Annotated in this window: 8 protein-coding genes; 4 read left to right on the top strand and 4 right to left on the bottom strand. The window is 48.7% G+C overall.

Annotation, left to right across the window (positions count from 1 at the left end):
* Positions 1–32: 32 nt before the first annotated feature.
* A complete protein-coding gene (locus COW15_RS06405; RefSeq protein ID WP_293631061.1) occupies positions 33–998 on the bottom strand; it encodes a dienelactone hydrolase family protein in 966 nt (321 codons plus the stop codon).
* Positions 999–1,268: 270 nt separating this feature from the next.
* Between COW15_RS06405 and COW15_RS06400 the strand changes: the two genes are divergently transcribed.
* From COW15_RS06400 to COW15_RS06390, 3 genes are all read left to right on the top strand, one after another.
* On the top strand, positions 1,269–3,542 hold the full coding sequence (locus COW15_RS06400) for a hypothetical protein (protein WP_293631060.1): 2,274 nt from the start codon (positions 1,269–1,271) through the stop codon (positions 3,540–3,542).
* A gap of 9 nt (positions 3,543–3,551) precedes the next feature.
* On the top strand, positions 3,552–5,294 hold the full coding sequence (locus COW15_RS06395) for a hypothetical protein (RefSeq protein WP_293631059.1): 1,743 nt from the start codon (positions 3,552–3,554) through the stop codon (positions 5,292–5,294).
* Positions 5,295–5,544: 250 nt separating this feature from the next.
* On the top strand, positions 5,545–6,642 hold the full coding sequence (locus COW15_RS06390) for a calcium:proton antiporter (protein ID WP_293631058.1): 1,098 nt from the start codon (positions 5,545–5,547) through the stop codon (positions 6,640–6,642).
* Between the two features lie 82 nt (positions 6,643–6,724).
* Here COW15_RS06390 and pbpG read toward each other — a convergent pair whose 3' ends face one another.
* From pbpG to prfB, 3 genes are all read right to left on the bottom strand, one after another.
* Positions 6,725–7,705, bottom strand: coding sequence for a D-alanyl-D-alanine endopeptidase (gene pbpG, locus COW15_RS06385; RefSeq protein WP_293631057.1), 981 nt, complete (start codon positions 7,703–7,705; stop codon positions 6,725–6,727).
* A 441-nt stretch (positions 7,706–8,146) separates the two neighbouring features.
* A complete protein-coding gene (gene lysS, locus COW15_RS06380) occupies positions 8,147–9,649 on the bottom strand; it encodes a lysine--tRNA ligase (RefSeq protein WP_293631056.1) in 1,503 nt (500 codons plus the stop codon).
* 29 nt (positions 9,650–9,678) lie between these two features.
* A protein-coding gene (gene prfB, locus COW15_RS06375; RefSeq protein ID WP_293631055.1) for a peptide chain release factor 2 occupies positions 9,679–10,777 on the bottom strand; the annotation gives its coding sequence in 2 pieces (ribosomal slippage) (positions 9,679–10,701 and positions 10,703–10,777; 1,098 coding nt in all).
* Positions 10,778–11,279: 502 nt separating this feature from the next.
* Here prfB and fdhF point away from each other — a divergent pair.
* Positions 11,280–15,545: a formate dehydrogenase subunit alpha gene (fdhF, locus tag COW15_RS06370; protein WP_293631053.1), complete on the top strand. Its 4,266-nt coding sequence runs from the start codon at positions 11,280–11,282 to the stop codon at positions 15,543–15,545.
* Positions 15,546–15,608 lie beyond the last annotated feature (63 nt).

Here is a 15,608-nt window from a genome sequence, read left to right as displayed (position 1 = left end):
TCAGAATAAGCGGGATCAGAGTGAACCGAGCTTTACTCGCCATGCAGTCGAGTATCGAAGAAGGCTAAGCTGCGCGACCATGCGAGTTCGGCGGTGGCTTTATCGTATCGGCCAGTGGAGTCGTTATGGAAACCGTGATTCACATTGGGATATAGATAGGCGACGTAATCCGCTTTATTGGCCTTTAGCTGGGTTTCGTACTCGGCCCAAGTGTCGTTAATCCGTTGATCTAAGGCGGCAAATTGCAGCATCAGCGGGCCCTTAACTCGACTACGCAGTTCAGTGGCGGCAGGCGTGCCATAGAAAGGTACGCCAGCATTGAGATCATCGGGAATGGTCGCGGCGAGCATATTGACGATATAGCCACCAAAGCAGAAACCCACGGCGCCGAGTTTGCCATTGCTCTGGGGATGCGCCTTTAAAAAACGGGCGGCGGCGATAAAGTCTTGCTCGATTTTGCCTCTATCTAAACTGCTTTGCATGGCGCGGCCCGCATCATCATTGCCCGGATAACCACCGAGGGAATAGAGTGCATCGGGAGCGAAGGCGATATAACCCTTGGCCGCTAATCGGCGAGCCACATCTTCGATATAGGGATTAAGGCCACGGTTCTCATGCACGACTAATACTACCGCCGCTTTTTTAGTGGGATCTAAGGTCTTAGGCTCGCCAGCGTCTTTGCCTGGGATCAGCAGCGAGCTTGGCATCACTAAATAGCCACGCCCTTCACCGTAACCCTCGGGGGATGGAAACTTCACATAGCTGGCTTGGATATTGGGATCGTTAAAGGACACTTGTTCGGCAAGGACATAGTTCGGCATGAGTGCGCCCGTGAGTGTGGTCATGGTAAACCCCAGTGCCACCAATCCAGCGAGCCGCCCCATAAACTCACGGCGATCGATAATGCCGTGGGCATATTCATCGTACCAATCAAAGGCCTCCTGTGGGATAGGGTGGGAAGCTAGCGCTGCATTGTCAGGTTTGTGTTGTGGGCTCATCGTTCTTTCTCCATTGAACAAGCTACCACAGGTTTATCTTCCCTAGCTTGTGAGTTATCTAGCGGCATTAACAAGAGTAAAGGATGAAGGCTTATCAGGGCAATCGGCTTTCTCACCTTAGGCTCATATTCATCATGCAAACTTATGACTGATCTTAGCCTGATATGGGTGTGAGCTTTTTATTCCAGAGACGTTTTTTGTGTATAATGTCGCCAATTTGCAAATGAATAAGTTTACATTTCAATAACATAAGTTGCCAATGGAGTTCAGATGGCTATAGGGATATGCAGGGTAATTTGTACCACTGTCACGCTCACTCTTGGGTTAACAGCTTGCGATAATTCGCTTTCAAGCAAGTCAGCTAGCATCCCCACTCAAAGTGAGTATCAGATTATTTCCACCGTAAGCCTCAACGATGGCTTTGAAACCCGCAAAGTAATGCAGGCGCGATTGCTGCTGGATTACCAATTGCAAGATGCAGAAGGTAAAGCGGCCAGCTTAACAACGCCGTTAACCCATAACGCCCACTTTTTTCTCCAACCTAACCTGTTGCAAATAAGCGACTATGGCATGCCCATTCCGGTGAGTAATATCGACCCTAAAAGCCAGTCCAATGAAATAGTGCAACTGGTTAAAGACGGCTTTAATGTGGAGTTCAGCAAGGGTGAAGTACGGCAGCTAACGCCCATCGCGAAGGCGGATCAAAAAGATATCATAGAGTTATTTGAGCACTGGATTAATCTTAATAGCTTGTTTAAACAGACCCCAACCTTGCCCGTGGCGCTCGAGCCTCGCGTGGGGTATAGCATCAGCGCCCCCATGGACGCGCGCTTAACTTGGACGGTTGAGCAAGTGACCGAAGATAAGTTATTTGCAGTAGTACAAGGTGAGAAAGACAACTTTAAGGCCTATGGAAAGTTCGAGCTTAACCGCAAAACCGGCTGGTTAGAGAGCATGGCGTTTTTTCAACAGGAAGAGAGCAAAGGCAGTACCCTCACCCGCCGCATCGCCATGGCGCCCAAGGATAGCCCTTATATCATGAACATGCTTTGGCATGCCGACGCTAACTACGATGCCGAGCGTGATATAGATGATCTGCAAAAAGAGCTGTACCCCATAAGCGACGTACCTCGGGAATATAAAGCCCATGATAAGGCGTTTATAGAATCCTTATTATCTGATCAGCAAGGTATTCTTGATAATATTGGCCCATGGGGCGCTGACACGCCAGAAGTGCTGCAATTGCGCTTTGTGCATAATATGAGCCCGCGATATGTGGTGGCCAATGTGCAGTATGAGGACTTAGCCGCCTTTGATGCCAGCGGAAATCCGATAGACATTGACTTCTGGCAGCACAGCGGAGGTTTGGCGATGAATTTCAACCGCTCGATTGAGTCTTCGGTGGATATTATCGCTACGGGTTGGGATGACACAGCTAAAAAACTCAATCAAATAGACCATATTACTGCCAAGCTAACGCTTATCCCCGAGAGCAATAAGATAGTCGAAAAGTCGTGGGATGAACTGATCGCCACTCCCTATACCTTCGGCGATGCGAGCCTCACGATTCAGGTGCTCGACGCCGAGGCAAAGCTATTTAAAGTCGTGACAAAGCAGAGTAAAACTCAAAACATTAATCTTCCTTTTCAGCAGTTTAAAGGAAAGATGGCCGAAGCCCGTCGCGATGGTGATTATCCCAAATGGCTAACGGTGACGGATAAGGAACTGCTGGGAGAATTAATCGGTGTCGATGATCCCCATCATCTTAGCACCCGCGCCCTGCTACTGAAGCTAGATGAGATCCCTAAAACCGTTGTCGTCATTGAGCAGCAGCCACAGCCGGAGTTAAGCCAAACCAAGAACATCCGCTTTGTGAAATTTAGCGACTACAACCAAAATCTGGCTAATCCCCTAAGCGAGTTTGGCGATTCGAGCCTCGATGGCTTCCTCTATCAGGATCTTGAGTCATCAAACCCTGAAATCAGTGCTATCCAAGGCATAAAACCCGAGACTGACAATGGCCATAATCTGCATATCCCCATGTCAGCCGCATTAGCGAGTGCCTGTAAACCTGAAATAGAACAAGGCTTTAATGAGGGGAAACACGCAGTCACTTGGCTGTTTGAGCCCAATGCCCCCGATGGACCAGCCTATACCCTGATGACTCCCGACCGCGAGCGGCAGTTTTTCTACGATAAACACATCCAAGGTAAGATCCATTGCCAAGGTGATATCAGTTGGCAACCCTTAGAGCAGGCAGCTAATCCACGTCCTTGGTTAATCGATTTGCAAGCTTGGCTAACAAAAACCGGTTATGGCAATGAGCCGAGTAAAGATCTTAAGAACTACTTTAAAGTCGAGGATGCCCAGGGCAAATCCTTAACGATTCGACTGCCCGAAAATGCCGAACTACGGATTAAAGAGACCTTGGTCGATGGCCGCTATTTAAGTGTCGCAGGCCCTGCCGCTAAGGTGAGTTATATGACGCTCTCTCAAAACCCCGTCGACATCCCCTATGAATTCACCTTTAAGCCTTTGCCATAAGGAGCAGTTATGCGTCTATTTATATTAAAACTGCTCCTTGGAGCACTCGCACTTATCAGTGCTAATGCCAATGCCAGTGCCAATGCAGACAATGTGCTACTCGATGAACATTGGAAGGTTGTCAAAGATGAAAAACAGGCTCTGTACTATTTAAAACTATCGACTGAAGTGATCGACGGCAATTATAAGGCTGAGATTTATTACAAAGATAAAGATACGCTTTTCTGCGCCAGTTCCCTCGCCGATAACAATATAGGTAAAACACTCGCGAGCGAACAATTCCGCGGTGCTTATCAATGTAACTTTGAGGATGGCAAGCCCTATGAACAAGGCTTTCGCAACGAGCAAGGTCAACTTCATGGCCTGCTCAAAAAATATATCGCCACGGGTCAATTGTATGTTGAATCACACTATGAAAATGGTGTTAAACAAGGCCTTGAAACGGGTTACTGGGAAGGCGGGAATATCCGTTACAAAACGACCTATAGAGATGGCAAAGAAGTCGGTATAAGCGAGCTTTTTGATAGCGAGGGCAAGCTTAGGGGCAAAGTCTGTAATAGTGGCACTTGTGTTACCCAGTATTATGACAATGGCAACTTACACCTCGAAACCCCTATGGTGGATGGGCTTGCACATGGCAACGAGACCAATTGGGGCTTTGGTAAAATCATTTCGACCCAAGCTTATGTCAAAGGTAAGAAACACGGGGATTACTTCGAATATTTCGACGATGGCAAGGTAAAGCGCCACTACCGCTACCACAATGATTATAAAATCGGTGAACAGTTGGATTACTTTAAAAATGGCCAGATAGCCCAAAAGGAAATCATAGAGGCGCCATGGAATGTGAAGTTATCGGTTAAATACAATGAAAAGGGCGAAATGCTCAGTTCAACCGAAGAAAAACACCAAGACAACAACTGGGTTTACCGTAAGCATCAACGCTTTAGTGAAGGCCAACTTACCTCTAACACAGAGGAGGACAAGCTTAAAAAATGGGTCCTCAACGAAACATTTGAGCAAGGTGAGTTAATCAGCCGCAGCGAGCATATCGATAACAAATTGACGGGTTTATATTTGCAAACCCTAAACCGTACTCAAACTGTAAAAGTCATTACCCGCGAATATTTCCAAGATGGCAAGCGCGAAGGCTCCTACGAGATGCTGAAAATTAACCATGAGACAGGGGAGCCGTGGGTGGCCGAGAGTGGCCAATATGCCAACGACAAGCCCGTTGGCGCCTGGAAGAAACAACAAGAGGATGCCACCCTCACCTTTAGCTACGACGCTAATGGTGAACTCCACGGTGAATTCCATAATGAAACCAGCTCTGGGCAACTACTTGAATTAATAACTTTTAACCATGGCAAGCCCGATGGATTAGTACAACGTTATGCCACTAACGGCCAATTGTATGAGAAGGGCGAATACCGCAATGGGCAGCAGGATGGCGACTGGGTGTACACCCATGGTGAGTTCGGTTTCAACCCAAGGCCAAATTCTGAGAGACGTTATTGGTACGGACGCTTCGACCAAGGTAAACAAGTCGGCCACTGGGAACTGCGCAATACCGAAGACTATGTGTTTGAAATAGCTAATTATGACGAACAGAGCAGGTTTCATGGTAAACAATACGAGTTTAGGGATAATGGCTGGATAGAAGTGATCAATAGCTACCATCATGGCGAGTTTTTAAATCAGGAAATACCGCCTCCGGTGATTACCTCGGACCATGTTTTCCCTATTTTTTAGCCTAAGCATTTGAGCCTAAACATTTAAGCTTAAGCCCATTAGCTAAAACCCATGACTTAAAACTTAAGCGCTGTGCACTACATCGAGTGCACAGCCAATAGCTATCCCCCAAAATGCAGGACTTCTGAATAAAAAATCGATCAAGTTCAAATTTCTGCCTCTAACCCCAAACCTAAAAGAAGTTTCATGCAAAGTGTGCCATAACCAATGTCTATACTGACGGCCCTTTTTCGATTTGGACAAATAGCCTATGAAGACATTTATCAAAGATGAGCTTGCCCTGCTACTGGGAATACTCACCTTAGTATTCTTTAAGACGGGTGGCGAAAGCTTACTTGCCGATGGCACTGCCCTCTCAACTTATATCCCAGTATCACTCGCCCTATTAGGCGTAGTGACTTGGGCAATATTCACAGTGGTGCGCCACTCGGACGCGCTCGCCATTAAACTAGGTGATCCCTATGGCACCTTAATCTTGACCCTGTCGGTGATTTCACTCGAAGTGGTGATGATCTCCTCTGTTATGTTAACGGGTGAGCCTAACCCTGTGATGGCCCGTGATACTATGTTCGCCGTCGTCATGTTAATTATCAATGGATTAGTCGGATTCACTCTATTACTTGGCGGCTGGCGTTATCACACTCAACACTTTAATTTAGATGGGGTCAAATCCTACCTAGTGGCGATCATTCCCCTTGCCCTGCTCTGTTTAGTACTACCCAATTTTACCGAAGGCGGCACTATCGGCGGCATGTCTAAGCCCATGTCTTGGATGCTGATCATTATTTCGATTCTGCTTTATGGCATCTTTTTAGTGATCCAGACCAAGAGCCATAGCCACTTCTTCGTCGATGCAGACCACGAGGATCACAAGGAACACCACGGTATATTGCGCAGTAATGCCTATCACACCATATTGCTGATAGGTTACTTACTGATAGTGATTCTGCTAGCAAAAACCTTAGCTATGCCAATCAATTACAGTGTGGCGGCCCTAGGTGCACCGCCAGCATTAGGTGGTTTTATTGTGGCCTGTTTGATTTTGTCACCCGAAGCCGTTGGCGGCTTTAAAGCCGCGCTGAATAACCAACTGCAACGCGCAATGAATCTCTATTTTGGTTCAGTGCTCGCCACCATTGCCCTCACAGTTCCGGCGGTGTTGATTGTAGGTAGCGTGATAGATCAAGAGGTTCATTTAGGCCTAGCGCCTGCGGATATGGTACTACTTGTGACGAGTTTGATGGTTTGCAAGGTGAGTTTTAGCAGCGGTCGAACCAATGCGTTACATGGCGCAACCCATATAGTGCTGTTTATTGTGTACTTATTCTTAATGTTCGAACATGCCTAACTGGCAGTAAGCAAAAGTAAAAAGACCGAGTAGCAATGCCACTCGGTCTTTTATCTGTCTTATACGCACCAAGTTGTAAACCTTAGGGTTGGCTCACTTTAGCCAATTGCTGCTGACTACGCTGCTTTTTATATTGCTTAGCTTCCGCAGGGATAGGCGTGACTTTGCCCGTTTCTAACCAATTACGTAGACGGTTGGCATCGGCCAAATGGGTGTATTTACCGTAGGCATCGAGCACCACAAAAGCCACTTGACGCTTAGCCATTTCGGTACGCATCACCAGACAATGCCCTGCTTCATTAGTAAAGCCGGTTTTGGTCAGATGAATATTCCAGTTATCCTTGTAAACCAAACGGTTAGTATTGCGGAAATCTAAACTGTATTTGGGTTTACCGAAGGTGACGGTTTTCTTTTCGGTTGAGCTTAGTTGACCTAAGATGGGATAGCCTTGACTGGCTTTAAGTAATACGACTAAATCCTTGGCACTGGAGACGTTCTTTTCAGACAATCCTGTGGGTTCAACATAACGGGTGTTTTTCATTCCTAAAGCTTTGGCTTTATCATTCATCGCCTTGATAAAGGCCTTGTGTCCGCCGGGATAATGGTGGGCAAGACTGGCGGCAGCGCGGTTCTCAGATGACATTAATGTCAGCAATAACATATCTTTACGGCTAATCACACTGCCGATACGCACCCGAGAATACACGCCGCGCATTTCTTTAGTGTCGTTGATATTGATGGCGAGCTTTTCATCCATAGGTAGCTTAGCGTCTAAGGTCACCATAGCCGTCATCAGCTTAGTCACAGAGGCAATCGGTCTAACGGCATCGGGATTACTGGAATAGAGTATTTCGTTAGTTTTAAGATCCACCACCAGCGCACTATTGGCGGCCACTTCCTGCTTGGCAGGGGCTTTTTTAGCGGCTGTCGTTTTAGTAGCAGTGGTTTTAGCGGCGGTGCTTTTTGTAGTGACAGAGGCCGAATCGGCAGAATGCGCTGTCGCGGCAACAGTTAAACTGCTGCATACCAAGATAAAACTACCAAGCAGAAAAGGGATCTTCATGTAGATTTCACTGAGTCGTTAATAAGTCGAATGTGCTACGGCACAGAGTTGAGGCTAAGTATAAGAGGTCTATGGTGAAAGGCATAGAATACAACTCGACTTTTATCAGCAATATCAGTATTTTTCGCCAGCTAGATCACAAAAATGTAACAGCTTAAAAAGTTAGACCAAGAGAATAACTAAGCATCTAGATTTAAACTTTTTACTTACCTTAGCGACTAACACTGCGGAAATGATTTTTAGCAGTAGAAAACTTCATCCAAAAGCAGCGATGAGCTTCTTAACTCGATGATGAAGAGCCACTTTCAATACGTATTTTCATACCTTTAATCAGTTAACAGAGTGAATATACCAAAACAAAAAACCAGCCAAACGGCTGGTTTTTTACTGTTCGCTCAATGCTGCTTGGGTCGCAGGTTTAATCTGCAACCCATAAAGCGCTTAGGCCTGTGGGCGCATCGCAGGGAATAGGATCACGTCACGGATGGTGTGAGTGTTAGTGAATAACATCACTAAACGGTCGATACCGATACCTTGACCCGCTGTTGGCGGTAAACCGTGTTCCAGTGCAGTGATATAGTCCGCATCGTAGAACATGGCTTCGTCGTCACCGGCGTCTTTGGCATCAACCTGCGCCTTAAAGCGGCTATCTTGATCTTCAGCATCGTTTAACTCGCTGAAGCCGTTAGCTACTTCACGGCCACCGATAAAGAATTCGAAACGGTCGGTGATGAAGTGATTGTCATCGTTACGACGTGCCAGTGGCGAAATGTCCGCTGGGTAGCCAGTGATGAAAGTCGGTTGCATTAACTGCCATTCAGCAGTTTCACCGAAGATTTCTTCTAATAGCTGACCACAGGTCCAGAACTTCTCGATCTTGATGCCAAGGCTAGTTGCCAATTCACGCATAAATTCAAGATCTTTCACTTGCTCGTAGGTCATGGCTTGGATAGTCGCGTTGTCAGGATTGTACTTCTGAATCGCTTCTAACATGCTTAAACGGGCATATGGGCCACCGAAATCGACGGTGTGCTCGCCGTAGGGCATTTGCGCGCTGCCTAAGAGTTCAATCGCGATAGAGCTTAACAGCTCTTCGGTTAAGTCCATCAGATCTTTGTAGTCAGCATAGGCCATATAGAATTCCATCATAGTGAATTCTGGGTTGTGGCGTGGCGACAGGCCTTCGTTACGGAAGTTACGGTTGATTTCGAACACACGCTCAAAACCACCGACCACTAAACGCTTGAGGTATAACTCTGGCGCGATACGCAGGTACATTGGCATGTCCAGCGCATTGTGGTGCGTGATAAATGGACGGGCCGAAGCGCCGCCTGGGATCACGTGCATCATTGGGGTTTCAACTTCCATGAACTCTTTTTTGATCATGAAGTTACGGATAGCAGCAACCACTTTTGAACGCATCACGAAGGCTTGACGAGACTCTTCGTTAACGATTAAGTCCACGTAGCGTTGGCGGTAACGGGTTTCTTGGTCCGTTAAGCCGTGGAATTTTTCTGGCAGCGGGCGCAATGCCTTGGTCAGCAGTTGGTATTCTTCCATGTTGACGTATAGATCGCCTTTACCAGACAAGTGCAACTGACCGGTTACGCCGATGATGTCACCGATATCCAGACCTTGGTAACGATCCTTCAGTTCTGCTTGTACGCCCTTTTCAGCGTAGGCTTGGATACGACCAGACACGTCTTGGATCACCAGGAATGGGCCACGCTTTGCCATGATACGGCCAGCGATGCTGGTTTTAAAACCTAAGGCTTCGAGTTCTTCCTTAGTGTTTTGACCGTATTGTTCCTGCAACTCGGCCGCCTTATGGGTGCGGCGGAAGGTATTAGGGTGAGCATTAGCGCTACAGTTTGGGCGAATGCTTTCTAGCTTGGCACGACGCTCGGCGATCAGTTTGTTTTCATCTTGTACTTGTTCAGTCATCTTATTTCTCGTCTATACCTTTGAATTGATTACAGCCCTGATTTCAAACTGGCTTCGATAAATCGGTCCAGATCGCCATCGAGTACCGCTTGGGTATTGCGCGTCTCCACGCTGGTACGTAAGTCTTTAATACGGGAATCGTCTAATACATAGGAGCGAATTTGACTGCCCCAACCTATGTCGGATTTAGCATCTTCGGCCGCTTGCTTTTCGGCATTTTGCTTATGCATTTCGAGTTCGAACAGTTTGGCTTTTAACTGTTTCATCGCCGAATCTTTGTTCTTATGCTGTGAACGGTCGTTCTGACACTGCACTACCGTGTTGGTCGGTAAGTGGGTAATACGCACCGCAGATTCGGTTCGGTTAACGTGCTGACCACCGGCGCCCGAGGCGCGGTATACGTCGATCCGCAGATCCGCCGGATTGATATCTATGGTGATATCATCGTCAATCTCAGGGTATACGAATACCGAGCAGAATGACGTATGGCGACGGCCCGAGGAATCGAAGGGCGATTTACGCACTAAACGGTGCACGCCGGTTTCGGTGCGTAACCAACCGAAGGCATATTCACCGGTAAATTTAATAGTCGCGCCCTTAATGCCGGCCACATCACCGTCGGTCACTTCCATCAGCTCAGGGCTAAAACCGTGGGCATCGCCCCAACGCAGGTACATACGCAGTACCATATTGGCCCAATCTTGGGCTTCGGTGCCACCACTGCCAGACTGAATGTCTAAGTAACAGTTTGAGGCGTCCTGTGGGCCGGAGAACATACGGCGAAATTCGAGTTCGGCCAAACGGCTCTCTAAATAATCCAGCTCTTTGGTGGTTTCATTGAAGGTATCTTCGTCGTCTTCTTCAACGGCCAGTTCTAGCAGCCCTTCGACATCCTCAAGACCTGAGTCCATATCATCGATCGTCTTGACTACGGCTTCGAGGCTGGCGCGCTCTTTGCCTAGGGCTTGGGCGCGTTCTGGCTCGTTCCACACATCGGAACTTTCAAGCTCACGGGTGACTTCTTCTAGACGCTCATGTTTAGCATCGTAGTCAAAGATACCCCCTAAGAAGCTGCGTACGCTCGGCAAGCTCCTTAATTTTGAATTTTACTGGATTAACTTCAAACATGAATTTTCAACTTTCTTTATTTGGCCGCTTTAATTGATCTTCCATTAAAGGAGGCGGTGATTAACAGTATGCAACCGCGGATTTTAACCTAACAACGCCTGTAAACCTAGGCCACAGCGTTTATTAAATGGGATTTAAGCGATTATTTTCCAACCATAATAGCCATAGCTCGAAGGGCGAGACTCACAACTATCCGTTAGTGAATACCCTGATCCTGCGAAAATTTAGCCGAACGATTTGGGTGCCACAGAAAAAAGGGGTTAACTATCAATAGCGATAGCGATTAGATGCCCTATATATGCCAAATGAGTCACAAAACTCGAGTAACAAAACCCCGCCAGTGCACAATCTCAAATGCGTTTGTGATACAAGCTGCAATTCAGTATCAAACTTCCCCCGCCCATAAGCGTCTTCTAAAACAGTCTGGGTATACTCGAAGCGACCTAAGCCTGCGGCCCAGCGCCATTGCAGCAAGTACCCTACAAATATAAAAGGCCATGGGATGATAGAACTTCAAATTGATGATCAACGAGTCGTGTCGACCAAGCCAACCGACACACTACTAGAGGTGGCGCGGGCGGCAGGTATTGCTATCCCCAGTTTATGCGAACAAAGCCCAGCCTCAAGGCAACTCACCCTTGAGCCACATTCGGATAAACAAGCCTGTAATTTGTGCCTGGTCCAAATTGAAAATGCCGATGCCAGTCTGCGCTGCGTTCGCGCTTGCGAAACCCATGCCGAGACGGGGATGCGGGTCATTACCCAATCGGAATTTCTCAGTAAAAAACGCCAACAGGCCCTGTCTAAGATCCTAAGCGATCATTTTGCCGACTGTGAAGCGCCCTGCCAGCAAGCCTGTCCCGCAGGGGTCGATGTGCAAAGCTATCTTCACCATATCGCCCAAGGCAACCACAGCGAAGCGGTCAAAGTGATTAAACAGACCCTGCCACTGCCGCTATCGATTGGCCGAGTCTGTCCCGCCTTTTGTGAGACAGAATGCCGCCGCGGACTCGTCGATGAACCCATTGCGATTCGTCAACTGAAGCGCCATGCCGCGGATCTGGATTTAGCCGAGGGTGAAAATGGCGGCATGAGTTATATGCCTCCCCGCCTTGCCGATACAGGTAAAAAAGTGGCCATTATCGGCGCGGGTCCTGCGGGGTTAAGCACCGGATATTACTTATCCAACCAAGGCCATAGGGTGGAGATTTTTGAAGCCATGCCACAGGCTGGCGGCTGGTTACGCTATGGTATTCCCGAATACCGTTTACCTAAGGCGATTTTAGATAAGGAAATTGAACTCTTATGTCGTAATGGCTTAACCATTCATACCCAGACTCGCCTCGGCCATGAGATCCAGTTAAAGCAATTAGTGAATGATTTTGATGCCGTTTGTCTCGCCATTGGCGCCCAAAAAGCCGTGCCTATGGATTACCCCGGCAGCACACTCGACGGTTGCTACCTTGGAGTGGATTTCTTAAAAGACCATTGTCTGGATAAAAAACTCAAACTCGGCAAGAGAGTCGCCGTGATTGGCGGCGGTAACACCGCCATAGATTGTGCCAGAACCGCGGTACGTGAAGGCTGCGATGTGACCTTAATTTACCGCCGCACCCGCGCAGAAATGCCCGCCGAAGCCTATGAAGTGCATGAGGCCGAGGTCGAAGGGGTAAAATTTCACTTTTTAACCAATCCGATTGAAAACCATAGCGATGCTAATGGCAGAGTCCAGTCGGTGACCTTCAGCAAGATGGCCCTAGGCGAAGCCGATGCCTCGGGCAGACGCGCGCCAGTCAATACCGGCGAAACCTTTACCCAAGCCTTTGATACTGTTATCGCCGCGGTATCACAGGCCCCAGATATGGGCTTTTTGCAGGATCCCCAAAGCCAACTCAGCCAAGGCACACTCGCCCTCAGCCGCTGGAATACTTTTATTGGCTGCGAACATACTATGTCATCTGGCGTTGAAAAACTCTTTGTGATCGGCGACGCCAGACGCGGCCCCGCCACCGCCGTTGCTGCCATTGGCGATGGACACAAGGCGGCACAAGCCATAGATAAAATGCTCACTATTGGCCTAAGTTGTAAGCTACATGCCAAGGCATTTAATTCGACTAAGGCGCTCGACCGCACCACAGATCCCCAAGTAACAACGGATCTTTATCGCCATATAGCCCCTCAACCGCGGTTGAAAATGCCCGAATTAACCGCAGTGCAAAGATTGCTTAACTACGGCGAAGTTGAGCTAGGCTTTGCCCCCGATGCCGCCATGCAAGAGGCGGCCCGCTGCCTCGAGTGCGCCTGTCAAGCCAATACCGCTTGCCAACTGCGGGATTATGCGACCGACTACCATGTTGAAGCTAAAGCACTCTGCACCGAAGGGGCTCGCCACTTTAGCGTGGACAAGTCGAGTCCTTTCATTCAATTTGACGCCAGCCGTTGTATCAGCTGTGGCAAATGCGTTGATGTGTGCCAGCAGCAGAGCGGCCACTGCGCCATTCAATTTGACCATGACTCTTATCAAGCCATACCGAGGGAGCTAGCCGCGACGCCAGAACGCACGGCGCCAAGGGTTGGCTTTAGCGCATCGATGGCCGACAGCCAATGCGTGCAATGCGGCAACTGTGTGCAGGTTTGTCCAACGGGCGCACTGGTCGATGCGCGGGACAAACGCCAAGGGGATATTGCCCCCTTTAAAACCGCATCGACGATTTGCACTTACTGCGGCGTGGGATGCAGACTCGATCTGAAAATCGATGTAACGTCCAATCGCATCCGCCATATCGAAGGCAATAAGGACTCGGTCGTAAACCAAGGGATGTTGTGTGTTAAGGGTCGCTTTGGTTTCGATTTTATTCACAGTGAAAAACGCCTAACAACACCACTTATTCGTCGAAATGGTGAACTGCAACCCTGTAGCTGGCAGGAGGCGATAGACTATGTGGCCAAACATTTACTCGATATTAAACTGCAGCATGGTAGCAATGCCTTAGCCAGTCTTGCCTCGGCCAAGGCCACCAACGAAGATAACTTTGTGCTGCAAAAGTTTGTCCGTAGTGTGCTGGGTACCAACAATATCGACCATTGTGCCCGCCTGTGCCATTCATCGACCGTCACCGGGTTACAGCAGAGCATTGGTAGCGGCGCTATGACCAATGATATTCCTAGCATTCAAGACTCTGAGGTGATTTTTATCTTAGGTTCGGACACGAGCAGTGCCCACCCCATTATCGCCTCAAAAATCAAACAGGCCGTCAGCTTGCAGGGTGCACGGCTGATCGTTGCCGATCCCAAACGGGTCGCCATTGCCGATAGTGCAGAGCTTTATGTTGCCCATAGGCCAGGCACGGATGTGATGCTGCTCAACGCCATTATGGCGGAAATTATCCGTCACGATTGGCAGGATAAAGCCTATATTGCCGAGCGCACCGAAGGCGTCGAGGCGCTCTATGCAGAGCTTGCCAAGGAGGATTACAGCCTAGAAAGTGCCGCCCTTATCACTGGGGTTAAGGCCGAGGATATTGCTCGCATCGCGCGAACCATAGGCACGGCGCAAAAAACGGCGGTTTATTACGCCATGGGCATCACCCAACATACCACGGGACACGATAACGTCACGGCCATCTCTAATTTGCAGCTACTTTGCGGCAATATCGGCATGCCAGGTGCCGGTATCAATCCACTACGCGGTCAGAGTAATGTGCAGGGCGCCTGTGATATGGGGGCGCTGCCAAACTATTTTACTGGCTATCAAAAGGTCACCGATATTCACGCCAGAATGCGTTTCGAGGCCCACTGGCAAACGCCGCTATCGGGGGAGATGGGTGTCACGGCGACCCATATGATGCATGAAATTTCCAAAGGAAAAATCAAAGCCTTATATGTAATGGGGGAGAATCCTGTCCTGAGCGACCCCGATCAGACCCATGTGCTAAGGGCGCTTAGCCAGATCGACTTTCTCGTCGTGCAGGATATCTTCTTAACCGAAACCGCCGAGCTTGCCCATGTGGTCTTGCCCGCCGCCGCCTTTGTCGAAAAGCGCGGCCACTTTACCAATACCGAACGGCGTGTACAGCGGCTCGAACAAGCGCTACAGCCACCGGGTGAAGCGCTAGCCGATTGGCAAATTATTCAAACCATTGCCAATACCATGGGCGCCAACTGGAATTACCCCAATGAAGAAGCCATTTGGCAGGAAATCAATCTATTAACTCCACAGTATCGGGGTATCAGTTGGCAAAGATTAAGCGCGGATGCTAACGGACATCTTCCCCAAGGCATTCAATGGCCATGCCCAGATGAAAATCATCCGGGCACACCTATTATGCATCAAAGCCAATTTACCCGTGGTTTAGGGCTATTCACCCCTGTGGGTTATCGCATGCCCGCTGAAATGCCCTGCAGTGATTATCCACTCACCCTCTCGACCGGGCGTTTGCTGGAGCAGTTCCATACCGGCACCTTAACCCGTAAAACACCGGGGCTCGACCTGCTTGGCTCACCTAAGGTGATGATTTCAGTCTATGATGCCGAGCAGCTTGGGATTAGTAATGGCGATAAAATCAAGCTCAGTACCCGCCGCGGTGAGATTGAGATTGATGCCTTTGTGACTAAACGCGCCCAAGTGGGGGTGCTGTTCCTCCCCTTCCATTTTGTGGAAGCCGCGGCCAATAAACTCACCATCAACGCCCTCGATCCCGTTGCCTATATTCCCGAATATAAGGTATGTGCGGTCAAAGCCGAGAAGGTGGCAAATCGCGGCGGCTAAACCAAGCTTAAGCGGGGTAATAAAAAACGGGAGCCTAAATCGCTCCCGTTTTTTATACTGAGT

Source organism: Shewanella sp. CG12_big_fil_rev_8_21_14_0_65_47_15, from assembly GCF_002783505.1.
GTDB lineage: Bacteria > Pseudomonadota > Gammaproteobacteria > Enterobacterales > Shewanellaceae > Shewanella.
This window is presented reverse-complemented; position numbering and strand designations above follow the sequence as displayed.

Coding starts and splice junctions, on each gene's coding strand:
- COW15_RS06405 (WP_293631061.1), bottom strand. CDS start 998: ATGAGCCCACAACACAAACCTGACAATGCAGCGCTAGCTTCCCACCCT.
- COW15_RS06400 (WP_293631060.1), top strand. CDS start 1,269: ATGGCTATAGGGATATGCAGGGTAATTTGTACCACTGTCACGCTCACT.
- COW15_RS06395 (WP_293631059.1), top strand. CDS start 3,552: ATGCGTCTATTTATATTAAAACTGCTCCTTGGAGCACTCGCACTTATC.
- COW15_RS06390 (WP_293631058.1), top strand. CDS start 5,545: ATGAAGACATTTATCAAAGATGAGCTTGCCCTGCTACTGGGAATACTC.
- pbpG (WP_293631057.1), bottom strand. CDS start 7,705: ATGAAGATCCCTTTTCTGCTTGGTAGTTTTATCTTGGTATGCAGCAGT.
- lysS (WP_293631056.1), bottom strand. CDS start 9,649: ATGACTGAACAAGTACAAGATGAAAACAAACTGATCGCCGAGCGTCGT.
- fdhF (WP_293631053.1), top strand. CDS start 11,280: ATGATAGAACTTCAAATTGATGATCAACGAGTCGTGTCGACCAAGCCA.